This is a genomic window from Acidovorax sp. DMC1 (assembly GCF_056314325.1).
In genome coordinates this window covers 78,725-102,891 of record NZ_JBQUYO010000007.1, presented here as the reverse complement: position 1 = coordinate 102,891, position 24,167 = coordinate 78,725, and the positions used below count along the sequence as shown (strand labels likewise).

The 24,167-nt window shown below is 60.5% G+C and carries 24 protein-coding genes; 7 read left to right on the top strand and 17 right to left on the bottom strand.

What is annotated here, in order from left to right:
- The first annotated feature begins 78 nt into the window (after nt 1-78).
- Nucleotides 79-639, top strand: coding sequence for a YaeQ family protein (locus tag ACT531_RS15340; protein WP_476017963.1), 561 nt, complete (start codon nt 79-81; stop codon nt 637-639).
- Between the two features lie 85 nt (nt 640-724).
- Here ACT531_RS15340 and ACT531_RS15335 read toward each other — a convergent pair whose 3' ends face one another.
- Together ACT531_RS15335 and ACT531_RS15330 are read right to left on the bottom strand one after the other, a co-directional pair.
- Entirely contained in the window at nt 725-1,030 is a 306-nt protein-coding gene (locus tag ACT531_RS15335) for a putative signal transducing protein (protein WP_476017962.1), read from the bottom strand.
- 47 nt (nt 1,031-1,077) lie between these two features.
- Entirely contained in the window at nt 1,078-1,524 is a 447-nt protein-coding gene (locus tag ACT531_RS15330) for a DUF3717 domain-containing protein (RefSeq protein ID WP_476017961.1), read from the bottom strand.
- A 523-nt stretch (nt 1,525-2,047) separates the two neighbouring features.
- Between ACT531_RS15330 and ACT531_RS15325 the strand changes: the two genes are divergently transcribed.
- The 3 genes from ACT531_RS15325 to ACT531_RS15315 all read left to right on the top strand — a co-directional run bounded on the left by ACT531_RS15325 (nt 2,048) and on the right by ACT531_RS15315 (nt 3,776).
- Complete coding sequence (locus tag ACT531_RS15325; protein ID WP_060984482.1) at nt 2,048-2,803, top strand: TerC family protein; 756 nt, start codon at nt 2,048-2,050, stop codon at nt 2,801-2,803.
- 91 nt (nt 2,804-2,894) lie between these two features.
- The gene (locus tag ACT531_RS15320) at nt 2,895-3,353 is read left to right on the top strand and encodes a hypothetical protein (RefSeq protein ID WP_476017960.1); all 459 of its coding nucleotides are present in this window, start codon (nt 2,895-2,897) and stop codon (nt 3,351-3,353) included.
- A 69-nt stretch (nt 3,354-3,422) separates the two neighbouring features.
- Nucleotides 3,423-3,776: a phage holin family protein gene (locus tag ACT531_RS15315; RefSeq protein WP_422848110.1), complete on the top strand. Its 354-nt coding sequence runs from the start codon at nt 3,423-3,425 to the stop codon at nt 3,774-3,776.
- On the opposite strand, the gene ACT531_RS15310 is transcribed toward ACT531_RS15315, so the two are convergent.
- On the bottom strand, nt 3,744-5,222 hold the full coding sequence (locus ACT531_RS15310) for a M48 family metalloprotease (protein ID WP_476018071.1): 1,479 nt from the start codon (nt 5,220-5,222) through the stop codon (nt 3,744-3,746). The two genes, ACT531_RS15315 and ACT531_RS15310, sit on opposite strands and share 33 nt — an antisense overlap.
- A gap of 186 nt (nt 5,223-5,408) precedes the next feature.
- On the opposite strand from ACT531_RS15310, the gene moaC reads away from it, so the two are divergent.
- A complete protein-coding gene (gene moaC, locus ACT531_RS15305) occupies nt 5,409-5,930 on the top strand; it encodes a cyclic pyranopterin monophosphate synthase MoaC (protein ID WP_476017959.1) in 522 nt (173 codons plus the stop codon).
- An 8-nt stretch (nt 5,931-5,938) separates the two neighbouring features.
- On the opposite strand, the gene ACT531_RS15300 is transcribed toward moaC, so the two are convergent.
- The 11 genes from ACT531_RS15300 to sucC form a co-directional block, all read right to left on the bottom strand.
- A complete protein-coding gene (locus ACT531_RS15300; protein WP_476017958.1) occupies nt 5,939-6,682 on the bottom strand; it encodes a hypothetical protein in 744 nt (247 codons plus the stop codon).
- Nucleotides 6,679-8,526, bottom strand: coding sequence for an O-antigen ligase family protein (locus ACT531_RS15295; protein ID WP_476017957.1), 1,848 nt, complete (start codon nt 8,524-8,526; stop codon nt 6,679-6,681). The genes ACT531_RS15300 and ACT531_RS15295 overlap by 4 nt, the downstream gene beginning before the upstream one ends.
- Entirely contained in the window at nt 8,454-8,939 is a 486-nt protein-coding gene (locus ACT531_RS15290) for a pilin (protein WP_476017956.1), read from the bottom strand. Before ACT531_RS15290 ends, ACT531_RS15295 begins: the two co-directional genes overlap by 73 nt.
- Before the next feature lie 319 nt (nt 8,940-9,258).
- Entirely contained in the window at nt 9,259-10,047 is a 789-nt protein-coding gene (locus ACT531_RS15285) for an MBL fold metallo-hydrolase (RefSeq protein ID WP_476017955.1), read from the bottom strand.
- A 10-nt stretch (nt 10,048-10,057) separates the two neighbouring features.
- A complete protein-coding gene (locus ACT531_RS15280; protein WP_476017954.1) occupies nt 10,058-12,325 on the bottom strand; it encodes a CHASE2 domain-containing protein in 2,268 nt (755 codons plus the stop codon).
- Between the two features lie 72 nt (nt 12,326-12,397).
- On the bottom strand, nt 12,398-13,048 hold the full coding sequence (locus tag ACT531_RS15275) for an FHA domain-containing protein (RefSeq protein WP_015016290.1): 651 nt from the start codon (nt 13,046-13,048) through the stop codon (nt 12,398-12,400).
- Nucleotides 13,049-13,089: 41 nt separating this feature from the next.
- Entirely contained in the window at nt 13,090-13,878 is a 789-nt protein-coding gene (locus tag ACT531_RS15270) for a Stp1/IreP family PP2C-type Ser/Thr phosphatase (RefSeq protein ID WP_209816814.1), read from the bottom strand.
- A 17-nt stretch (nt 13,879-13,895) separates the two neighbouring features.
- Entirely contained in the window at nt 13,896-16,490 is a 2,595-nt protein-coding gene (locus tag ACT531_RS15265) for a CHASE2 domain-containing serine/threonine-protein kinase (protein WP_476017953.1), read from the bottom strand.
- Nucleotides 16,491-16,798: 308 nt separating this feature from the next.
- Complete coding sequence (locus ACT531_RS15260; protein ID WP_476017952.1) at nt 16,799-17,485, bottom strand: TerC family protein; 687 nt, start codon at nt 17,483-17,485, stop codon at nt 16,799-16,801.
- A gap of 144 nt (nt 17,486-17,629) precedes the next feature.
- A complete protein-coding gene (gene sucD, locus ACT531_RS15255; protein ID WP_015016294.1) occupies nt 17,630-18,526 on the bottom strand; it encodes a succinate--CoA ligase subunit alpha in 897 nt (298 codons plus the stop codon).
- A gap of 15 nt (nt 18,527-18,541) precedes the next feature.
- Nucleotides 18,542-19,702 carry an ADP-forming succinate--CoA ligase subunit beta gene (gene sucC / locus ACT531_RS15250; protein WP_015016295.1) on the bottom strand — a complete coding sequence of 387 codons (1,161 nt, stop codon included), beginning with the start codon at nt 19,700-19,702 and terminating at the stop codon, nt 18,542-18,544.
- 203 nt (nt 19,703-19,905) lie between these two features.
- Here sucC and argC point away from each other — a divergent pair, with 203 nt between their 5' ends.
- Complete coding sequence (gene argC / locus ACT531_RS15245) at nt 19,906-20,838, top strand: N-acetyl-gamma-glutamyl-phosphate reductase (protein ID WP_476017951.1); 933 nt, start codon at nt 19,906-19,908, stop codon at nt 20,836-20,838.
- Nucleotides 20,839-20,893: 55 nt separating this feature from the next.
- On the opposite strand, the gene recX is transcribed toward argC, so the two are convergent.
- Nucleotides 20,894-21,352: a recombination regulator RecX gene (gene recX / locus ACT531_RS15240; protein WP_476017950.1), complete on the bottom strand. Its 459-nt coding sequence runs from the start codon at nt 21,350-21,352 to the stop codon at nt 20,894-20,896.
- 84 nt (nt 21,353-21,436) lie between these two features.
- Nucleotides 21,437-22,513, bottom strand: a complete 1,077-nt coding sequence (recA, locus tag ACT531_RS15235) for a recombinase RecA (RefSeq protein ID WP_015016298.1) — start codon at nt 22,511-22,513, stop codon at nt 21,437-21,439.
- Between the two features lie 140 nt (nt 22,514-22,653).
- On the opposite strand from recA, the gene ACT531_RS15230 reads away from it, so the two are divergent.
- Complete coding sequence (locus tag ACT531_RS15230; protein WP_476017949.1) at nt 22,654-23,175, top strand: MarR family winged helix-turn-helix transcriptional regulator; 522 nt, start codon at nt 22,654-22,656, stop codon at nt 23,173-23,175.
- 9 nt (nt 23,176-23,184) lie between these two features.
- Here ACT531_RS15230 and ACT531_RS15225 read toward each other — a convergent pair whose 3' ends face one another.
- Nucleotides 23,185-24,108: a LysR substrate-binding domain-containing protein gene (locus ACT531_RS15225; protein WP_476017948.1), complete on the bottom strand. Its 924-nt coding sequence runs from the start codon at nt 24,106-24,108 to the stop codon at nt 23,185-23,187.
- Nucleotides 24,109-24,167 lie beyond the last annotated feature (59 nt).

Sequence of the window (24,167 nt, the reverse complement as noted above, 5' to 3'; positions counted from 1 at the left end):
TGCGTGGGCATTTAAAACCTCTGGAGCTGCCAAAGCAAGCAAACACTTGCGCTGGCAGCTCTTGTTTTTGATACATCCATGGCCATCAAATCCACCATCTTCAAGGCGAACCTGCAGATCGCCGACATCGACCACGGCTACTACGCCGACCATGCGCTCACCCTGGCCCGCCACCCCAGCGAGACGGACGAGCGCATGATGGTGCGGCTGGCGGCCCTGGCCATGCAGGCGCACCAGCTCAATGACATGTGCAATGGCGACGCCACATTGGCGTTTGGCGCGGGCCTGTCCGACCCGGACGACCCGGATGCGTCCCTCACTGACTTCACGGGCCGCAAGCGCCTGTGGATCGAAGTGGGTCAACCTGAGGACAAGCCGCTTACCAAGGCCTGCAGCAAGGCGGACTCCGTGATCGTCTACTGCTTCAACCACGCCGCAGAAATCTGGTGGAAAGGCATCGAAAGCAAGCTCTCGCGCTTAGACAAGCTGCAGGTCTGGCGCATCCCCACCGAAGCCTCCCAGGCCCTGGCGCAACTGGCCGAACGCAGCATGCAGCTGCAGGCCACCGTGCAGGAAGGGGCCATCACCCTGAGCAGCACGCAGGGCAGCGTGCATGTGGAGCCGGTGCGCTGGAAGTAAGGGAGTTTTGAGCCAAAGTGCCCGCTAGCGCTAGTGCAACAAGCCTCAATAGCTATTAAATGTATAGCAAACGAGTCCTATGCCGTCAGTCGCGCGGCATGAACGCGCCGCAATTCCAGCATTGCTCAAAACCGCCTTCCACCATCTCGCCGCAGGGGCAGGCCCAGTGGCGCTGTGGCAGGTCTTGCAGCTCCTGCAGCAAGGCCCGGGCGCGGGCAACATGCTCTTCATGGTCCAGCCAGATCTCGGGCAGGCACTGGTCGGGCGGCAGGTGGCCCGCAGCGGCCCCCAGGTACTGGCGCTGAACGGAGGCGGTCATGCCCGCCTCGCACAGCAGGTCCGCCCACAGGGTGGCGATGGCGATATTCGGGGCTTGGGTCAGACGCTGCATGGCACCACCTTAGCGGTTTGCCGGGCCGACGCATAGCCCGCCACGCGCTAAACCCCCTTGCTGCTGGCGGCGCCCGGGGTCGTCACCCCCTCGGCCGCCCGCTCGGCATACCGGTTGAACCGCCAGGCCGAGTGCTCCAACGTAATGCGACGCCACACCCCTCGCTTTTCCGCTGGCGTGAACGATAGCCAGAATTGCACTTCGTCGAACGTGCGTCCGCAGCCTTTGCACAGATCGTCGCCCTGGCTGGTGGAACAAATGGCGATGCAGGGCGTGTCGGGTGTCGTGTCGTACCAGCTCTGCCATGCGGCCATGGCGGAGTGAGGCAGGCTGTCCTCGTCGATCTCCGTGGTATGACCATAGACCATGCGGGCATAGACCTCCCCCAGGGCCTGGACCTCAGGCGCCAGGCCCAGCCCCTCGGCCGATGCAGGCGCGCGGTGGCGCCAGTAATTGATGGCGGCTTCGATGTCGGTGATGTGGATGGCAGCCATGGGAACGGGGCGAGAGGGCAGAAGCGCAGCGTTACAGCAGGAGAAGGGGGCTGGATCATAGCGGTCCGCCACAAGGGACGCTGGCAGTGGTGGTATCCATCGTCTGCCCGCCTCAGCCACCTCACCAGCCCCACAGAAGTACGCAGTAACCACAACGCCCGAGCCCTTGCGCTGCCACGCCGGGGATGTTCCAATCGCTGTCTCGAAGGGGAGTAGCTCCCGCCTTGCCAGCCGACCCGCCATCAGTCGGGCCGTGCCAGCGCAAGGCATCGGATTTGTCGTCAATACGAAGCCATGCTTCCGGCGATCCGGGTTCACATACAGCCAGCCTGTGTGGAACTGAGCAAGACCTTTGATGGGCCCACCGTGGGCTGATCAAGGCCGTCCCTTCGCTTGCCAACGCACCCCTGTCTGGGGCAAGCCTTCCTTGACCAGGTCACCCAAAGCCCCCTATCCCTGCGGGGGACTCGGCGCTACAGTGGCGCCAGGATCCTCGTTTCGCGCCACTGACATTGAGGAATTTATGGACTTTTTGGCTTCGCCCGAATTCTGGCTCGCACTCGGCCAGATCATCATCATCGACATCCTGCTGGGAGGCGACAACGCCGTGGTCATTGCCCTGGCCTGCCGCAAACTGCCTCCCGCACAGCGCACCAAGGGCATCATTTGGGGCACAGCCGGTGCCATCGTGCTGCGCGTCATCCTGATCGCCTTCGCAATGACCTTGCTGGCACTGCCCTTCCTCAAGTTCGTGGGCGCACTGCTGCTGGTGTGGATTGGCGTGAAGCTACTGGCCCCCGATGAAGACGGCCATGGCGACGTGCAAGGCAGCGACAAGCTGCTGGCCGCCATCAAGACCATCATCGTGGCCGACCTGGTCATGAGCGTAGACAACGTGATCGCCATTGCCGGTGCGGCCCAGAATGCGGGCGACCATTCGTTCCTGCTGGTGGTGCTGGGTCTGCTGATCTCTATCCCGATCATCGTCTGGGGGAGTCAGCTGGTCATCAAGCTCATGGAGCGGTTTCCCCTCATCATCACGCTGGGCGGGATGCTGCTGGGCTGGATTGCGGGCGGCATGCTGGTCACAGACCCGGCGCTCGCCAACCCCGACAAGTGGCAGTGGATGCTCAAGATGCCCGTCGATAGCGTGACCGGCGAAGTGACCGATGTCGTGAAGTACGGGGCGAGCGTGGCTGGCGCGCTGCTGGTTTTGCTGGCGGGCAAGATCATTCTGGCTCGCCGCGCCAGTTCCGGCTCTGCACCGGCTGGGCACTGACCTGACCGTTTCGCGCGGATTGCATTGCATCTGAGGCAGCACTGGGGGCCATACCGCGCCCCTGTGGCCTGCCGCACACTTGGAGGTGGGTATGGACAAAGTCATCGTGTATGTGGACGACGCAGCGTACGCGCAGCAGGTACTCGCCCCCCTGTGCGGGCGCCCCGCCAGCGCGAACACCCATTGGGTGCTTGTAGCGTGTGCACCCCGCATGACCCACCGCGTCAGCAAATGGGTGAGCCACAGCACCCGTGAGAACTGGCGCACCAAATGGGCGGACAAGCTGTTCGCACAAATTGTCCCGACGTTGCATGCACCTTCGGGCGCGGTGACCACGGTAGTGGCCAAGGGCCCGCTGGCCGAACTCACGGCCCAAATTCAGGCAGATGCCGGTGATGCAGTGGCGGCACCCGTGGTGGATGCACGTCGCCCCAAGTCCGAGCCCGTGCAGCCCGCCGGCCGTCTGGACGGGCGCTGGTCGTCACTGTCGGGCACCCTCGGCAGTGTGCTCACCGGCGTTGGTGTGTTGTGGGTGCTGGCGCTCGAATAATCCGCTGAGGAGGGCAAGCTCGCCACATCCAGCGATGGCACAGGTGCAGGCCAGTGCTATTCTCCGGCCATGCGACTTCTTCTGAAATGGCTGCTCAGCGCTGCATCGCTGCTGTTTGTGGCTTACATCTACAGCGGTGTGGAGGTGAAGAGCTTCACCTCGGCATTGATCGCGGCCTTCGTGATCGGCCTGTTCAATGTGGTGTTACGGCCGGTGCTGGTCGTGCTTACCTTGCCCGTCACCATCGTCACGGTCGGGCTCTTTCTTTTCGTCATCAACGCGCTCATGTTCTGGGCAGCGGCCAGCGTGCTGGATGGCTTCCATGTCGCAGGGTTTGGCGCTGCGATGCTGGGTTCGCTGATCTATTCGGTGCTAGGCGTGATCATCGAATCAGCGCTCGGCGGCCTGTTCGCGAAGAAGTGACTCCATCGCGCGCAAACGGGTGTCGATGATGGAAGCCTCAATGTGGTCCACCGCAGGTCCACCTCGGCGGGCCATCTCTTGGCCGGCCTTGAACCGGTCTACCGCAGCAGCATAGTCATACCGCGCGGCTTGCGCTTCGGCCTCTGCACGAATCGCCCTCAACGCCTGGCCTTGCGCTTGCCAGCTTGATGCGAGCAGTTGCCACACGGTCGCATCCTTGGGGTGGGTGGCCACCCAGGTTTGCAACGCCTGCGTGGCGTCCGCTGCTCGGTTGGCGCGCAACAGGGCTTGAGTACGCAGCACCAACTCTGGCCTGCGTGCGTTGTTGCCCTCTGGCATGGACGCAAGGGCTGCAGAGGCATCGCCCGCTGTCAGCTCGATCTCCGCCGCCAACAGGCGTGACAGGCGGTGAGCGGCGGGGTCCTGCCGCACCAGGTCATCCAGCTGGCGGGCAACCAGACGCGCATTGGCTGCATCACGCAGCTGGCTGCTTGCCAGCGCCGCCGCATACAGCGCGGCGGCCCGTCGCGGCAGCGGCTGTGACTGAAACCCTGAGCCCTTGGGCTCCGCAATCCACTGACGCAAAGTGTCCACCCCAGGATTGGACAACACGCGCGCCCGCGCGGCCACCATGGCATGTTCGCTGGAAGTCTGCGTTGGGCCCCCAGGCGCAGACGCTGCTCCCGGAGGGATGCGCGACTGCATGTCTGCCATGCGCTCTGTGGTCAGCGGATGGCTGCGCAAATAGGGCCACGATCCGTTGTCGTTGAGCCGGTTGGCCTGCTGCAGCTTTTCAAACATGCTCACAAAGCCCTGGGGCGCGAAGCCTGCCGGGGCCATCAGCCCATAGCCAATACGGTCCGCCTCGCGCTCCATGTCCCGCGAGAAATTGAGCTGGTTCTGAATGGCCAAGGCATGACCACCTACGACCAGGGCCTGCGTGGCGCCAGGGTTTTTGCTGGCTGCAAGCGCCCCCAACACCATCGCCCCCAGCAGTAGCGGCGTCTGCTTGCTCTGCTGCGTGATCAGCCGCGAGATATGGCGCTGAGTCACATGGCTCAGTTCGTGCGCTAACACGGAAGCCAGTTCATCACGTGTCGCCACCACACCAATCAAACCCAGATGCACCCCTAGGTAGCCGCCGGGCAGGGCAAACGCATTCACCGTGCGGTCTCGACCCAGCAGGATTTCCCAGGCAAAGCGCTCATCAAGCTCGGCGCTGAGTTCACCACGTGACTTGGCTGCGGAGAGGAGAGGCTGCCAGATTCCCTGTACATAGTCGGCCACAACGGGGTCATCGACGTAGTCGGGGTCCCTGTACAGCTCGCGGATGATGCGGTCGCCCAGACGGCGCTCGGCGCTGGTGGTGAGGTCGCTGGAGTCGCCGAGGGTGGGAAGCTCAGCCTGAGCCTTAACTCTTGCAGGAGCAAAAGCGCCGCACGCCATGAAAGAAAGAGCGGTCAACACAGAAAGACATCGCATCCGCGGGCTTTTTTTATTCAATATCCACACTCGGGGACTCCCTGCTGTCATCCATCACCCAACACGCTGTTTGGTGGTGGATCACCTTATGATGCACTGACTTTCTAATTGTTTCACACAGGCTTGCAACCCAGCTCGCGCGCCAAGATCATGAGCCCCAAAACATCAGTCCTCCCTGAAACAGCCAATGCCTCGCCTCTTACCCACTTCGACGCTCAAGGCAAAGCCCACATGGTTAACGTTGGCGCTAAAGCCACTACGCATCGATTAGCAGTGGCTACCGGTCGCATCGAAATGCGGCCTGAAACCTTAGCATTAATCGAATCGGGTACCACCAAAAAAGGTGACGTCCTGGGAATCGCCCGTGTCGCCGGCATCATGGCCGCCAAGAAAACAAGCGATTTAATACCCTTGTGCCACCCCCTTGCAATAACGCGGGTTGCTATTGAGTTTGAGACTGATAACATCCCCACAACGGGCACTTCGTGCATATTATGTGCAGCCACTGTGGAAACGGTAGGACAAACCGGGGTCGAGATGGAAGCACTGACGGCTGTACAAATTGCCCTTTTAACAATTTACGACATGTGCAAGGCGGCAGATCGGGGAATGGTAATCACGGAAGTAAAAGTTAGGGAAAAGCGGGGAGGAAAATCAGACTATGCTGCCTGATGGCTATATCATCCCCCCAATGGATCCCATTCTGCAAAATCAATGATTTCTGCATCGCCATTCAGAATGACCGACCAAAACCCCTTAACACCTTGCAACGGTAAATAATATAAAACATCACCATCGTGGTAGATTTTTTTCTCAATCAAAATCTCCAGCAAATTGGGCGCGCTGGCCACTAATTTTGCCTCGGAGAGCACGCTAGATTGCGACTCTTGATAGGACCTCCAGAGCTCGGTTCTGAATGCCAATGGTATACCCGACAATGCGTCCATGGTGTACTGATATTGCTCCTTAGAATCACTAAAAGGGCGTAAAGCCACATAGCGGGGTGCTGAAAAAATTCCCCTTGTTAATTCAGCAGGGATTTTTTTAGCAAAAGCCCCCTCCAAATCCATTTCCCGCACTACGGAATATTGTCCGTACTCATAGACAAGGTAGGCTGGCCTAGCGGACGCCAGAGACCACACGCCGTAAACCAAAGCTCCCATCTGCAAAAAAATAACAATAGAAACATCAAAAAGTATTTCTTTTTTCGATTTTATTTTGGAAAATACAATTAATGTAAGCAATGGGCCCATGACAAAATCGATTGCAACCAAGGCAGCAAACATCTGCAGGCCGCCGGATATTTTTACAAAATGCCCAGGATACCAAACCTGAAATACCAAGATTGCAGCACAAACGGATAAGACCAGACTAAAAAGCAAATGATAAAAAGAAGCCTGCCAGCGGTTTTTGACTGCAATCATTCAACACCCCCAGACTCCTGAATCTCCTTACGCAATAACTCTATTCTGCGCAATGCTACATCTTTTGCGTGCTTTCCATAAAAGGATTCCAGGATTTTCAATGCTGAATCTGCAGAGTATTTAGAGCCTTCTGCAACGCCATGCAGTCCCGATGCAACTGCATAGCCACGCAAAGCAGGCTCATAGGGATTACGGAAAGCTGCCTTCCGGTATTCTTCAATTTCTTTCGAATTCATTGTTGCAAAGTCATTTTGCCTCACCATGAAGATCAAGGCTTGTAGATTAGTCAACAACAGAGATTGCGGATAAGAATAGCCTGGAGGAAACGTACCTGCACGGGCCGCCTCAAACCTTGCAACTTGGAGAGAATATGCTAACCTGTAATAGTCCACAACTACGACACTACCAAGGGCGAAAAAACTTAAAACAACTAGTGATGTAACTATTTTTTTTATGCCAGCCTTTAACTCACCCGTACCGCGCCCTTCACTCTGTAAGCCCGACCCCTGCTCCATTAATTTAAAGCTAGCGAAGCCCATGATATACATAAAAAGCAACAGGCTATTTAAATACGCATGCGGGTATTCAGTATTGCAAGCAACAGCAAATGGTATCACTGCAAGAACCACGAATTGATTATCCTGAATCCAACTATTTTTAATCAATCGAATTGCAAAATACCCAATCAATAACACAAAGATAATGGCAACAGGTACTCCAAAAAGAAGCGCCATATCCAACGCAATGTTATGCGACCAAAAACTGACCAATACGGGAATTGCGTTAGCGGCCTGCTGCACCTGCACCTGCACGATTTGTCCAGGCCCGTAGCCCCACCAAGGTTGCTGCAGCACCCCGTCTATAAAACCCAGCATCAGAGAAGTTCGCGAGCCCATGGCCAGACGACTCGTGCGGATCAACCCCAATTCCAGCGCTGACGAAACGGTCGGCAGTGCCCAGAAAAGTGAAAACACCGCGACAAGCAGGGCACTATAGAACACCATTGAACGGCGGCGTTCTCGGCAAAAATACACTGAGAAACCCAGAATCAGCACAGCAGACAATAAGCCTGCTCGTGATTGCGTGAGGGCCACGCCCAATCCCAGAAAACTCACCAACAGAGCCGTAGCCCAATGGGTCAGAATGCCGCGCTGATTCAGACAAAATGCAGCCGCAATGCCTACTGCCGTATGCAATGCCATACGATTGGCTTGTGCAAAATTTCCCGAAGGGCGCACATTCTCAGGCAACTGAATCACCCAGAAACCCAAGCCGTCGAGTTGCAGCCACTGATACAGAGCTTCAGCGACGCTGGTTATGCCCGATACGAGTAACAACAAACATAAGACCTCGATGCCACCACTGCGATGCAGCGCCGCCGAAATACGGCCTTGCTCCAAAGCAACGAAGGCCCCTATGGCGTATAGAGTGACTAAGGCTACGTCACCCAAAAACACTTCAGGATTGAACAGCAAATGTCCGCAGGCAACAAATGGCAGTGCCAACAAAAACCAACTCAGATAATCTAAAGGGACACCAACCTGCCGTGAGTGTTTTCGAGATGGTAACGCACATGCCGCTACCACGAAAAGTAAGCTGACAGCTGCCCATCCCTCTGACTGAAACTTAAGCCACGGGTAATACAGATCGCTAGCATGCCAACTGACAAATGCACAGAGCAGGGCAAAGGCCCAAAGTAGTTGCGACATAGAAAACAGGAAGCCCAAATAAAAAACGGCGGTAAGACCGCCGTTTTTTAGACTGCTCTGTATTAACCGCGGCAAGAAGAAGGCAAATACTTCGTGCTCACAGTGGTGCCGTCCGTAGTGTTGCCACAACGCCATTTGTACACCTTCGTACGAACATCGGTGTTTGCGAAGAGGGTCGTGTCATCTTTCATGGGAGCCAAAGACACGATCTTCGAGTCAACAACAGCAGCGATGTTTTGAACAGTAACCCGCACAACGCCAGTGTTTGTTACATGCAATTCGTCAACATACTTTGTTTCTGCGCTGGCACCGATTGGGCAGCCCCACTTTTCGTCATCTGCAGCTGGCAGAGTTGCAGCGGTGGTGCCTTCGATCAGTTCTTGGACGCTGGTGCGGCAGCCCGACAACGCCAGAGTGGGCTCAGACATCTTGGCTCGGATGGTGTAGTCCTGGTACGCAGGCAGAGCCACAGCAGCCAAAATACCGATGATCGCAACCACGATCATCAGTTCGATCAGGGTAAAACCCTTTTGGATAGAACGCTTCATGAAGAACTCCTAAAAAAATTGCAGATGCGAGGTGGATATGCAATTGCTGTGCCTGGTGCCCAAAACAAGCACTATTTCGGACTTGAGCAGCCAAAGGCCGTAGCAACAGGTAAGAACTCCTCCACACCTTGTACAAGTGCATCGGGAGTCAAGCCGATTTTCGAGGCGTTCCCCAGGAAAACGCCTCCTTCGAGTCTAGGTGATGCAAAAAGCTTCCATCCCCAACTAGACCGCCCGAATTCACACAATCAACGACCCAAGACTTTTCATAGTTTTACATTTTTGTCGTTCAGTATTGTCAGAACGGCGCGCAACGGAATCAAATCTCCAACGTCTGCCCGGCAACCAGCCACCGAATGTCATGAGGGCCATGACGCTCGATGGCGGTGCATTCAAGCTGTCGGATCTCGTTCATGATGAGCGATGTCTCAGAAGGCTTCGTGTGCGTAATGTAGATGGGATAGCGCTGTGTTACCGGGACGTTAGCCAGTTCCTGCGCCAAGGTGGCAGGGGACAGATGAAGACTGCGGCAGGCTAGGTCGCTTTCGCGATCGCTGAAAGCCGTCTCTATCACCAAGCAAACCACTGACAATAGGTTGACGCGAGTCCAAAAGGCAGGATTGCGTTCAGTGTCGCCGCTGAATACCCACCAGCCGGTGTCGCCTTCCACCGCAAACCCCACGGCAGGGACGGTATGGTGGGCTGGCAGCACTTCGATCTGAACACCTGCGATGCTCAGTACGTCACCGCATACAAAAGCTTGATATTGCAAAAACGGAGATGCAGCAGACGGTATCGCACTGAAATCAGGCCAGATGACATTGTTGAACACATGCTTCTGCAGCGCAGAGATGGTGGCAGCCAGGGCATGCACTTGCACCGGGTGACGGCGCTGCGACGACACCGCGTCGAGCATCAGGGGCAGCGCGGCGATGTGGTCCAAGTGGGAATGTGTCAGGAGTACGTGGTCAATCTTGCCCATCTCTTCCAGCGTCAGGTCACCCACGCCGGTGCCAGCATCGAGCAAGATGCTGTCACCAATCAAGAACGATGTCGTGCGACAGTCCTTGGCGATAGCGCCGGAACACCCCAGCACGCGAACCTTCATGTCGAGCCTTCTACTTGGTGTCGAAATTGGTGGCGCTGTCCCAGTCAGGATTAAAAGGCAACCCACGCAGGCCTTCGACCCGTGCAGCATACAACTCGTAGAGAGTGCAATGAGGTCGGCAACCTCGCAACTGCGCCATCAGCTTGTCGCATTGTGCCCACTCCTGCGCCGCATAGGCTCGCAGAAAACCCTCCCATAACACCAGTTCTTCGCCAAGTTCGGCGGGTAGCTGATCCCGGGGCGCCAGCGGCTGGTAAATCGGGACGGCCTGCGCCTTGCCCTTGACGCGAACGCGATCCATGGCCTGCCATGCAAACTGAGGGGCGAGCTGCATGGCGGACTCGCTCACCACGATCGACGTGCCGTAGTGTTTGGACAACCCCTCAAGCCGCGAGCCAAGGTTGACCGCATCCCCGATGACCGTGTAGCTGCGCCGGATGTCAGAGCCCATATCTCCCACGCACATGACGCCCGTATTGAGACCAATGCCCACTCCGATCTCGGGCAGGCCGCGCTGGCGATGATTGGCGTTGATTTGCCCAATGGCCTGCGACATTTCCAGGGCCGCAGTCACCGCCAACTGCGCGTGGTCTGGTGTAGCCACAGGAGCTCCCCAAAACGCCATAACGCAGTCGCCCATGTATTTGTCGATGGTGCCGCGGTGACTGCGGATGATATGGGTGAGCTTGCTGAACACTTCATTCAACAACCCCTGCAGCTGCAAAGGCTCCATCCGCTCAGACATGGCGGTGAAGCCCCGCATGTCGCAGAACATCACCGTCAGCTCCCGGTTGGTGGCCTGCATGCTGTAGTGCTCCGGCTGCTTGACCATTTCGGCCACCAGTTCTGGAGGCACATAGGCGCTGAACAGCGCTGCGAGTTCGCGCTTGGACCGGCTTTCCACAAAATAACCGTAGGCCATGTTGAGCGCGAAGGCCAGCATGGACATCACCACCGCCGTAGCCAGCGGCAACGCCAAACCTTGCGCAATGTACATCCACAGGTTCAGCCCCACGAGCGCAGAAACCACGCCGGCGCTCAGTAAGACCGCTGAAGATGCAGACAGGAGCGGCAATGCCACCGCCAAAAGTAGCCCTGCGCAGAGGAGCTGCAGCACATCAAACCCGGCGGCATAGTCGGGCCGGACGATGCTTTTGCCATCCAGGAATGCCGACAACACGTTGGCATGGGTTTCTACGCCAGGGTAGGTTCTGCCCACTGGCGTCACACGCAAATCGAGCAAGCCAGGCGCGGTGGACCCAACCAGCACCAATTGATCCTTGAGCTGGCCCGGTGGGAGCACGCCATCCAGAACGTCCGACGCTGAGATGTACCGAAAGGAGCCCCCTTTGGCATCTCCCGGTCCCCGATAAGGAATGAGGGTGGCCAGTTGCTGGTCTACAGGGAGTGCCAGCGTGCGACCATCCTGGCGCAACACGATGCTTTGCAGCAAATCATGCGTCCCAACGGGCGTGGGGTTTACAAAGCCCGGATGGATTTCTGGCAACCCGATGGCTGTGCGGAACATGGCCAACGCCAGCGACTCGTAATACTGCCCCTGGTACTCGGCCAACAACGGCAGGGAGCGAACGACCCCATCCTCGTCCGTGATGGAATTGAAGAACCCCGCAGCAGGGGCTGCGCGGGTCAATGCCTCGATATTGCTGCTATAGCCGCGCCAAGTGGTTGCTCCCAGCGGCAGGCCCCGTAAGCGTTCCAACGGGAGCGCAGAGTCCGGCAGCGTGCCTTTCGTGATGCCATCGCGGTCTTCGCCCGAAAGGTAGTAACCCAGCACCACGGGCTGCCCACGCAAGGACTGCGCAAAAAGCGCGTCATAGTCCAGCGACGGTGCCAGTCTTTTCAGTTGCTCCTGGAAGGCCGGCTGGCTGCGCAAAGGGCCTTGGGCCAGCTCTTGCAACGTAGAGAGACCTGAACTCTCGTCGGCCTCGGCAAACAGAACGTCAAACCCGATGACCGACACTTGCTGGCGCTCAAACAGTTCGCGCACCAGCGCGGCCAATTTGTCCCTGCGCCAGGGCCATTGGCCCACACGCCCCAGACTTTTCTCGTCGATATCGACAATGACGATGCGCTCGTCCAGCGTTCGAGGCATGGTCACCCGCAGGCGGGTGTCGTAGATGATGTTGTCCAGTCTCTCCAACACCTGCAGGTGGAGCACATCGGCCACATGCAGCAGTGCAAAAACCAGCGGTATCAGCGTGACTGCAATGCGCCGCCAGCGTCGGCGGAACAGGTGCGACAGGGACTGCAGCAGCATGGGTCCGCGCGCAAGGAGAGAAGATTCAGTTCAGCAAAGGCCCGCAGCCATAGCGCGGGCCCATGCCAAGCGTCAGGTCTGTTCGAACTGCATTTCGGTGCCAGCCAGTTCCAGACGATCGCCATGCTTGAGGGGAACAGGCGAAGCACCAATGGCCGCACCGTTGAGCAGGGGCATTTCAGGCCCCTCCACGTGAGCCAATACAAAACCTTGGTGCCGCTTGGTGATGGATGCCACGGCCACGCCAGGCTTGCCAATGGTGGTCACAACCTTTTGCAAGGACACCTCGCGCCCCGCTGCAGCGCCCGACATGACACGAATCACTGCTGAAATCGGAGCGGGCGCAGGGGCGGCTGGCGCGGGCCTGGCGGCGGCTACTGCAGGCGGCACCATGCCGGGCTTGAAGATCATGGTCTTCTCGAAATTCTGACCTTCGGCATCCTGCAAAAAGCGGATCTTGTACTTGCCCACCTCGACCGTGTCGCCATTGCGCAGCTCCTGGCGCTTGACGGCCTTGGCATTCACGTAGGTGCCGTTCGTGCTGCCCAAATCCTCAATCTCCACATCGTGTCCCACCATGTGGAGCACCGCATGTTCACCGCTCACCGCGAGGTTGTCGATCACGATGTCGTTGTATGGGCGCCGACCCAGCGTAGTCCGCTCCTTGGTCAGCTGCACTTCCTTGATAACAACGCCGTCGATTGAAACGATCATTCTCGGCATGATCCACTCCTGATGTGATGAATTGTTGTAGTTCGGGCCGTTCAAGAGGCCCCTAGCAATCGGGACATGAGGCCGCGCTTCTTGCCTCCTGCGGCAGCCTGCACCAGCAGCACGCTCACGTTATCACGACCACCGTTGGCATTGGCGGTGTCAATGAGCAGTGTCGCTTTTTCTTCCAAAGGCATGGGCGCCCGTATCAGCTCCGCCAGATCCGAATCGGACACCATGTCGGTGAGCCCATCGGAACACAGCAGGAACAGGTCATTCGGCGCCACCTGGAACTCGTTGACTTCCATCAGCACATTGGGCTCCACACCCAGGGCCCGGGTCACCAGATTGCGATTGGAAGACAGGGCCGCCTGCTGCGCCGTCAGCAGCCCTGCATCGACCTGCTCCTGCAACCAGGAATGGTCCCGCGTGATCTGCTGCAAAGCACCATCGCGCAGGCGGTAGCAGCGCGAATCGCCGATATGCCCCAGGATCAGGCGGCTGCCGTGGAACACCGCCACCACCAGCGTCGTACCCATGCCCGCGTACTGCGGATTGGAGAGCGACGCCCCCAAAATGGCGTGGTTGGCGTTCTCGACACAGATTTCCAGCGCCCGGCGCACGTCCGTGGACTGGGGACTTGCGCCCGCTTGGGCCAGCCAGCGGGCCATCTCGGTACGAATGAAGGTGGTGGCCATGCCGCTGGCCACCTCACCCGCGTTGTAGCCGCCCATGCCATCGGCCAGTATCGCGACCTGCGCATCGCGGTCAACGGCGACCGCGTCTTCGTTGTTGGAACGCACGCGGCCCTTATCGGTCCGCGCAGTGAATTCGTAGGTCATGGATGTGGAGGCGTGCGTCATGGGGCGCCCGAAATCGGCGGGGCTGCCGCACCCCGCACGGCGGGGGGCTCCATCACGGTTTCCTGAAAATCCGCCATTTCTTGCCCTGTTGCATCGCGGTCCGCATCATAGACGACTGCCTCAGGGCTGGATTGCGCGTCGCCCGCCAAGGCCTGCCGCAGGTCCGCCGCAAACTGCCGCCCGGTCTGATAGCGTGCCTCCGGGCGCTTTTGCAAGGACAGCGCCACCACCTTGGCCACAGCCGCTGAAAGTTCAGGGCGCAGCTGCCGCACATCGGGAGCCTCCACGCTCGCAATCTTGTGCATCAGCTCGGTCATGGACGCACCCCGCAGCGGCAGCGTACCCGTCAGCAACTGGAAGAGGGTGATGCCCAGCGAATAAAGATCCGAACGCCCGTCGACCTTCTTTCCGGCCAATTGCTCCGGGGACATGAAGCTGGGGGTCCCCAGAACAAGCCCCGTGCGGGTCTTGCTCGAATCCGTGATGCGCGCAATGCCAAAGTCCGTCACCTTCACCGCGTCGGTACTGCTGTCAAACATGATGTTGGCCGGCTTGATATCGCGGTGCACCACGTTATGGGCATGGGCATAGTCCAGCGCATCGGCCACCCTGGCCGCAACGGAGAGTACGGTGGGGACTGGCAGCAGCCGGTCCTGGCCGCAAGCATGGGTCAGGTCCTGGCCTTTGAGGAACTCCATGGCGATGTAGGCCAAGTCATGCTCCTCGCCGGCATCAAAAATGGTGACGATGTTCGGATGCTGCAATCGCCCCGCAGTTTCGGCCTCGCGAAAAAACCGCGCGCGCGCATCAATCAAGGCATCGCCTTCAAACTCCTGTCCCAAGGCCAGCGTCTTGATGGCCACGACGCGGCCGATTTTGGGATCGCGCCCCAGATACACCACCCCCATGGCACCTTTGCCAATTTCGCGATCAATCTGGTAGCGGCCCAACATGGGCACGCCGACGCTCGCATCGCCTGGCAGGCGGGGTGTTGCGGCGGAGGCGCCAGGCAAAGAGTCTGTGGCGCCCTGCGGAGCTTGCGCCCCCCCTTGAGCCTGCGCCTTGGCACGCTTGTAGCGGCTGCGAGCGTCCTTGTAGTGCCGGTCATGGCGCAGGATATGTTCGTATACCGCCTGCGCCTTGCCGAAGTGGCGCTTGCGCTCGAAGTCCTCCGCCAGATGGTAGAGATTGTCCAGAAGTGCGCCGCTGGCAGGCACCTTGCGCAAGCGCTCAAAGGCCATGTCCAGCTGCCCTTGGCCTTGCAGGGCCAAGCCCATCATGCGGTCGGCTTCGGCGGCTTCGGCAGAGCGCGCGGAGGTTTCGCTGCGCTGCCCTTGGTGCAAAAGTGCTACGACGGTGGTACCGGTCAGTACGGCCAGAACGGGCGACAGCAACGAAAGCCACAAACCGCCGTAACGCAAAAGAGTCCACTCCGTGGCAACACCCGCAAGCACGAGCCCAGCCCCCACAGCCACCACCAAGGGGCGAGCCAAACGGGGCGCTACCAGCACCACATAGAGCAGCGCCAGCGCCAACACCAGCCAGGTGAGCGGCATGGCCCAGCCTGGTTCGACCACCCCCAATCCGAGGCGCATGGACGACACGGCTTGCGCAAGCACCTCCACGGGATGGACGAGACGCTCTCCCACCCTCACAGCGGCAGCGCCCGGCGCATATGTCATTTCGCCCACCAGCACGATCTTGCCCTTGAGGCTGCCGGCGGGAGCCGTTCCATCGAGCACACTTGCAGCTGAGAGCGTTGGGAATGTGCCTGCGCTGTCGCCAGACACCTGCCAGCGGGGGCGCAGCATGACTCCTGCATTGGTGGGAATGTTCAACCCGCCCAGGCGCAAGCCCTCCGACGCATCCAGCGCACGAAGGTCATCCAGGCCCAGGTGCAGGCTGTGTTGTACCGCCAGCAACGCCAAGGACGGCACCCCGACGCTGTCGTAGCGAAGCAGCAGAGGAATCTGGCGCACACGACCGTCGTTGTCGGGCTCTACGTACACATGCCCCACTCCCGCCGCCACCGTTCCCAACGACGGGATGGGGTGCTGCGCGGATTGCAGCGTGGTGGCAGTCGTACCCGGGTCGGGTGCCGTGCTGCGGCGTACGTACGCGGGCAGAGGGGCTGCAGCACCCGCATTTTCATACCGCGAGGCCAGAAACACGTTACCCGCCCGCTGGATGGATGCCGTCAGACGCGCATCTCCGTCCAGTGCGGCTTCTGCCTCTCCTACCACGCGGCCCAGCTCGGCTGTCAATGGGGTTGCTTCTGTCGAAGCAGACAGGGTGTCGCGGATCTTTCGCAGATAAACCAACCCCCTGTCACTCTGGGGCTGCGTGAACGCGGGGGTGTAAACAACGGTTTGGGCGCCCGCTGCGGAGAGGCGATCAATCAAGCGGGCATGGATATCGCGCGACCAGGGCCACGGGCCCAGTGCTGCCAAGCTGGCATCGTCCATGCCCACAATCACCACGTCGGCCAGCGGGGCGGGTGACGAGGTGCGGATGGCCGCGTCGTAGAGCTTGAGTTCAAGCGTGAGCGATGCGCCCGTCACTGCGCACAGGCCTGCAACAGCCAATGCCACCAATCCGCCCCACAAGCCATCGGTACGCCATCCACCCATCCGCCGCGCCGAGGTTTTTCGTCCCACTTGCTGTTGTTCCACTCAGTATTGGGTGGGTTTCAAGCAATAACCGCGCCCAAGCAAACACAGGCAGTCGGGACAGCAGAGACAAGGGGATGGGCGGCGAATCGGCCCCCGGGGCAGCGTCAGGTGCCGTTCTTGTCACGCAGCCTTTCCATGGGAAGTGACTGCTGTGCCATTTTTGTCACACGTTATATCTGACACAGCAGCCGAGGCTTGCGCGCAAGCCCCGGCCGCAGCTCCAGCCGTCAAGTGGCGGAGGCGCTGTTCGACCCCTTGCGCCAGAACTTGCCGACGCCTACGACCAGCGCTGCGCCGAGTGCGGCCGCCACATAGTGCAGTGCGGGATGCGCCACCGCATAGTCGTGCAAGATGGCATCGCTGGCGATGGTTTCCCCACCCACCCAACCAATCAGGGCTGCACCCAGCACCACGATGATGGGGAAACGCTCCATGAGCTTGATCATGAGGGTGCTACCAAAGATGACCAGCGGAATGCTGATGGCCAAGCCCAGCACCAGCAGCACCACATTGCCCTGTGCCGCAGCGGCCACGGCGATCACGTTGTCGAGGCTCATCACCAGGTCGGCAATGAGGATGGTGCGAACGGCGGCCATCAGGCTGCCATAGGTCTTGGACTCGCCCTCTTCCTCGTCGTCATCGCTGAGCAGCTGAAAACCAATCCACAGCAACAGGCACCCCCCCACGATCTGCAGGAACGAAAGCTCCAGCAGCTTGGCCGCCACCACCGTCAACAAGATCCGCAGAACCACGGCGGCGCCAGAGCCCCAGAACACGGCTTTCTTTTGCTGATGGGGGGGAAGGGACCGGGCGGCCAGCGCGATGACCACCGCGTTATCGCCCGAAAGAATGATGTTGATCCAGACGATCTTCACCAGGCCGATCCAGAAATCGGCGCTTTGCAGAAACTCCATGACTGACTCCACTGTTATGAATGCAAGAAGCGCCCGGAACCGGGGTTCCGAGCGCTTCTCTTTTTGTTGGAGCCGCTAGTCTAGCGGTCTGTGCCGAGCGCCGCGTCCGTAATTGTGCTTACGGTCGCGACGGGGCCAGGCAACTTACTTCAGCTGGGCCTTGAGCAGCTTGCCCAGTTCAGACGGGTTGCGCGTGATCACGAAGCCCGACTCTTCCATGATGGCGAGCTTGGCGTCGGCCGTGTCCGCACCGCCGGAGATCAGCGCGCCCGCGTGGCCCATGCGCTTGCCGGGAGGGGCTGTCACGCCAGCGATGAAACCGACCACGGGCTTCTTCATGTTGGCCTTGCACCATTGGGCGGCTTCAGCTTCGTCAGGACCGCCGATTTCGCCGATCATGATCACGGCGTCGGTGTCTGGATCGTCGTTGAAAGCCTTCATCACGTCGATGTGCTTCAGGCCGTTGATGGGGTCGCCACCAATGCCCACAGCGCTCGATTGGCCCAGACCCACTTCGGTCAGCATGGCCACGGCTTCGTACGTCAGCGTGCCCGAACGGGACACCACGCCGATACGGCCCTTGCGGTGGATGTGACCGGGCATGATGCCGATCTTGATTTCGTCAGGCGTGATAAGGCCAGGGCAGTTGGGGCCCAACAGCAGCGTCTTCTTGCCGCCGGCAGCTTCCTTGGCCTTCATCTTGTTGCGCACCATCAGCATGTCCTTGACGGGAATGCCTTCGGTGATGCAGATGGCCAGGTCCAGGTCGGCTTCGACGGCTTCCCAGATCGCGTCTGCGGCGCCTGCTGGAGGCACGTAGATCACCGACACGGTGGCGCCAGTCTGCTGGGCGGCTTCCTTGACGGAGGCGTAGATTGGGATGTTGAAGATCGACTCGCCCGCCTTCTTGGGGTTCACGCCCGCCACGAAAGCGTTCTTGCCGTTCGCGTATTCCTGGCACTTTTCAGTGTGGAACTGGCCAGTCTTGCCCGTGATGCCCTGGGTGATGACCTTGGTGTCTTTGTTGATGTAGATCGACATGTGTGTTCTCCGGGCTTACTTGACGGCAGCAACGATCTTGGTCGCAGCTTCGGCCATGGTGTCTGCAGCGATGATGGGCAGGCCGGACTCGGCCAGCATCTTCTTGCCCAGCTCTTCGTTCGTGCCCTTCATGCGCACGACCAGCGGCACGTTCAGGTTCACGGCCTTGCAAGCGGTGATCACGCCGGTGGCGATGGTGTCGCACTTCATGATGCCGCCGAAGATGTTGACCAGAATGCCCTTGACCTTGGGGTTCTTGAGCATGATCTTGAAGGCTTCGGTGACCTTCTCGGGGGTAGCACCGCCGCCCACGTCCAGGAAGTTGGCAGGCTCGCCGCCGAACAGCTTGATGGTGTCCATGGTGGCCATGGCCAGGCCAGCGCCGTTCACCAGGCAGCCGATGTTGCCGTCCAGGCTGATGTAGGCCAGGTCGAACTTGGAAGCTTCCACTTCGGCAGGGTCTTCTTCGTCCAGATCGCGGAAGGCGACGATTTCGGGGTGGCGGAACAGGGCGTTGGCGTCAAAGTTGAACTTCGCGTCCAGGGCCATCAGGTTGCCCTTGGAGTCGCAGTTCAGCGGGTTGATTTCCACCAGCGACGCATCGGTGTCCATGTAGCACTTGTAGATCTTGGCGAAGATGTCCACAGCCTGGTCGATGGAAGCGCCGGTCAGGCCGATGGCGGCAGCCACCTTGCGGCTTTGCGCTTCGGTGATGCCGGTCAGCGGGTCGATCATCTCGGTGACGATCTTCTCAGGCGTGGAGTGGGCCACCTCTTCGATGTCCATGCCGCCTTCGCTCGAAGCGATCAGGGCGACCTTCTGCGTGGCGCGGTCGGTGACCAGCGAAACGTACAGCTCGTTCTTGATGTCGGCGCCATCTTCGATGTACAGGCGGCGGACCTTCTGGCCTTCGGGGCCGGTCTGGTGCGTGACCAGTTGCATGCCCAGGATTTCGCTGGCGCGAGCCTTCACGTCATCAATGGTCTTGGCGACCTTCACGCCGCCGCCCTTGCCACGGCCACCGGCGTGGATCTGGGCCTTGACCACCCACACGGGGCCGCCGAGCTTCTGGGCTGCTTCCACGGCTTCTTGCACCGTGAATGCGGGAATGCCACGCGGAACGGGCACACCAAAATTGCGCAAGATTTCCTTGCCTTGGTATTCGTGAATCTTCATGAGGTCTCTCTCAGGGAAGGGTGGTAGTTACCCGTTTACCATGAACAGTTGTCTGGCCGCGGGCTTGGGACATGGCAACCCGCGACTGTATCATGCTGCAACGCACCATCCTTGTGCCTGGCTTACATCCAGGGTTGGCGTCGCAGCCTTTCCCATCCCTTTTGCCGGCAGACGCTGCCGTCCTTTTTTGCAGGAGCACCTCCATGTCCAAAGTCTTTATTGATGGCGAAGCCGGCACCACAGGCCTGCAGATCCGCGAGCGCCTGCAGGCCATGCCGCAGATCGATCTGGTCAGCATTGCGCCCGAGCTGCGCAAAGATCCTGCCGCCAAGCGCGACCTGATCGCGGGGGTGGATCTGGTGGTGCTGTGCCTGCACGACGACGCCGCGCGCGACACCGTGGCCATGGTGGACGAGATCGAGCGCAGCTCGGGCCGCAAAGTCAAGGTCATCGATGCCAGCACCGCGCACCGCACGGCCGATGGCTGGGTGTACGGGTTTCCAGAACTCGCCGCAACGCAGGCGCAAGCAGTGCGCGAAGCCAGCCGCGTATCCAACCCCGGCTGCTACGCCACCGGGGCCATTGCCATCTTGCGCCCGCTGGTCGATGCGGGGCTAATCCCTGCGGACTACCCTTTGAGCCTGCCCTCGGTGTCGGGCTACTCCGGTGGTGGCCGCACGATGATCGAAGCGTACCAGGCAGGTACGGCAGCACCTTATGAAGCGTATGCGCTGGGCCTGTCGCACAAGCACATCCCAGAGATCCTGCGCTACACCGGGCTCACGCGCCGCCCGGTGTTCATCCCTGCAGTGGGCAACTTCCGCCAGGGCATGTTGGTGCAGTTGCCGCTGCACCTGGACTTGCTGCCCGGCGCCCCCAAGGCCAGCGACCTGCACGACGCGCTGGCTGCCCACTACAGCCGCACCAACACGCCCGAACAATGGGTGAGCGTGCTGCCGCCCACCGACGATTTGAAGCTGGCAGCCGACACGCTGACCGACACCAACCAACTGGAGCTGCGCGTGTTTGCCAACGAACAATACCGGCAGGCGGTGGTCATTGCGCGCCTGGACAACCTGGGTAAGGGCGCCAGTGGCGCCGCAGTGCAGAACCTGCAGCTGATGCTGGGCGTCTAAGCACACCACAGCCCTAGCGAAGGTGGGTCGAAAGCCCTGCTTGTGAGCAGTGCGCTCATCCCTCGTCGGAATCGTCGGCGCCCTGCACGGCGCGCCGCACCACATCGCCCGAGAACCCCCGCGTCAGCAAGAAGCGCATCTGTTTGGCGCGGGTTTGCGGGTCGGTGGCGGGCTCGCCAAACTTGCGGCGCCACACCTCGCGGGCACGCTCCAGTTCGCTGCCTTGCAACTGGGCCACTGCCTGCTGCACGGCCTCGGCGCCCAGCCCTTTGGATTGCAGCTCCTGTCGGATGCGCGATGCACCCAGGCGCCCTGCGCGCCGGTTCAGCACCGACTCCACGACCCGCGCCTCGCTGATGAAGTCCCGGGCCTGCAGGTCGTCCAGCACGGCCTCCAGGTCTTCGCCCTCTTGCACATGGGGGCTGAGCTTGCGCTGCAGCTCGGCCCGCGAATGCTCGCGCTGGCTCAGCAGCCGCAGTGCACGGCCTTTGAGCGAGAGCGCAGTGAATCCCATGGCTGACCAAACGCTATATTTTCAATAGCTGCCGGCGCATATGGAATGTGCGCCTGCAGGCCATTTGGCTTCAAAAACCGCAAATCACTCGTCTGCAGCCGCTGCCGGGGCTTGCAGTGCGCCAGGCAGCAGCGCAATGCCCAGCCCTTCGCGCACCTTGTTCTCGATCTCGCGGGCCAGGTCGGGGTTTTCACGCAAAAACTCGCGGGCGTTGTCACGGCCTTGGCCGATCTTCTCGCCGTTGTAGGCGTACCAGGCACCGCTCTTTTCGATGACCTTGGCGTTCACGCCCATGTCGATGATCTCGCCTTCGCGACTGATACCTTCGCCAAACAGGATGTCGAACTCGGCCGTCTTGAAAGGCGGGCTCACCTTGTTCTTGACCACCTTGACCTTGGTCTCGTTGCCGATGGCTTCGTCGCCCTTCTTGATGGTGCCGGTGCGACGGATATCGAGGCGCACGGAGGCATAGAACTTCAGCGCGTTACCGCCGGTCGTCGTTTCCGGCGAGCCGAACATCACGCCAATCTTCATGCGGATCTGGTTGATGAAGATGACCATGCAGTTGGTCTTCTTGATCGTGGCGGTGAGCTTGCGCAGCGCCTGGCTCATCAGGCGGGCCTGCAGGCCGGGCAGCGCGTCGCCCATTTCACCTTCGATTTCGGCCTTGGGGGTGAGGGCTGCCACCGAGTCCACGATGATCAGGTCCACGGCGCCCGAGCGCACCAGGCTGTCCACGATTTCCAGGGCTTGTTCTCCGGTGTCGGGCTGGCTGATCAGCAGGTCGGACAGCTGCACGCCCAGCTTCTGGGCGTATTGCACGTCGAGGGCGTGCTCGGCATCGACAAACGCGCAGGTGCCGCCTTGCTTTTGCATCTCGGCCACCACCTGCAGCGTGAGCGTGGTCTTGCCCGACGATTCCGGTCCATAGATCTCGACCACGCGGCCGCGCGGCAGGCCGCCCACGCCCAGGGCGATGTCCAGGCCCAGGGAGCCGGTAGAGACCACCTGGATGTCCTCGATCACCTCGCCTTCACCCAGGCGCATGATCGTGCCCTTGCCAAATTGCTTCTCGATCTGGGCGAGCGCGGCGGCCAGGGCCTTGGCCTTTTCGGTGTTCACGGGCAATGCGGGGTTGGTGCCTTTGACTGCGACGTCCATGAGAAACTCCTTGAAAAACAACAGGTTGGATGCTTGCATTGCTCTGCGGTTAATCACAGGCTGGATGCTTGAACAGTAGTTTATGCGAGCAATGAAATCCAGATAAAGCGATTTTTAGTCAGTTTGCCTGACAATATCGCATGGCCGATTTTTCCCCTGCCGCCGTCTCCGCCCCATCCGCCCCGGAAGCTGATGACCGCTGGCGCCAAACCCACCTGGGCCGCCTGATGGGCAGTGCATTGCGCCGCTTCGACGCGCGGGTGCTGCAGCTCATGGCGCGCAACGTGGAGGTGCCGCTGGCACTGTCCAACCTGGCGGCGCGCGACCAGGTGACGGCTGCGCACGTGCACATCACCCGGCACCTGGCCCTGCAGGGCGACCGGCTGACCGACCTGGCCCAGCGCGCGGGCATGACCAAGCAGGCCATGGCCAACCTGGTGGACCAGTGCGAGGCCTGGGGGCTGGTCACACGGCGGGCAGACCCACTGGATGCGCGGGCGCGGCGCGTGTGCTTCACGCCCACCGGCCTGGCATGGCTGCAAGCGTTCCAGGATGCGGTGGCGCAGGCCGAGGCGGAGTTCCGCGCCGAGGTGGGCCAAGACGTGGCCACCGTGGTGGCGATCGGGCTGGAGGCCTATGCGGGCGGCGATACGGGCGTCTAAGAACTGGTTCTATGCCCCCACAGGCTCAGCGCACGCCAGCAACCATTCCTTGAAGCACTGCAGCGCGTGCAGTTGCGTGCGGCCTTCGGGGTAGCAGAACCAGTAGCCCACATCGCTCCGGTAGCCGCCACGCAGGTCGGCATCGGGCAAGGGCTCGCGCACCAGGCCCGCCGTGATTTCGTCCTGCACCAGGCAGCGCGGCACCAGCGCCAGGCCCATGCCTGCCATCACAGCGCGGATCATGGTCTGGAACTGGTCAAACTGCGGCCCAGCCAGCGGGTCGATGAGGCCCTCCACCCCGTGCGTCTCGCTCCAGCGCAACCACGCCTCAGGCACGGTCACGTGGCGCAGCAGGGTGTAGCGGGCCACATCGCGCGGGGTGTGGATGGGCCAGTCGGCCACCTTGGTGCGGGGGGCGATCAGCGCCACCTCGTTGCCCGTGATGTGGTGGGCGTGCGCACCGGGCCAGTGGCCGTCGCCGAACAGGATGGCGCAGTCCAGCTCGGGCCGGGTGAAGTCGTAGCTGTGCACATAGGGCACAAAGTGCAGCGTGATTTGCGGGTGCTGCTGCTGGAACTGCGGCAGGCGCGGGATAAGCCATTTGGCCGCAAACGTGGGCAGGCTGGACAGGTGCAGCGCGCCGCCGCCGTCATCGCTGGTGATCAGCTCCAGCGTGGCGGCCTCGAGCTGCGCCAGCACGCCTCGCACGGCCTTCTCGTAGCGCTCGCCCGCCGGGGTCAGCGCCAGGCGCTTGCGGCTGCGCTCGAACAACGGTACGCCCACCCAGCCCTCCAGTTCCTTGACCTGCTTGCTGACCGCGCTTTGGGTGAGGTGCAAGGCCTCGGCCGCGCGGGAGACGCTGCCAAATCGCGTGACCATGGAGAACGCGCGCAACAGGTGCAAAGGGGGCGACAACCGGCGGAGGGAGGACATGGGCTCAGCGCTTGATCATTCCAATATGGAATGTTATCAGGCCCAACCATTGCTTGTTG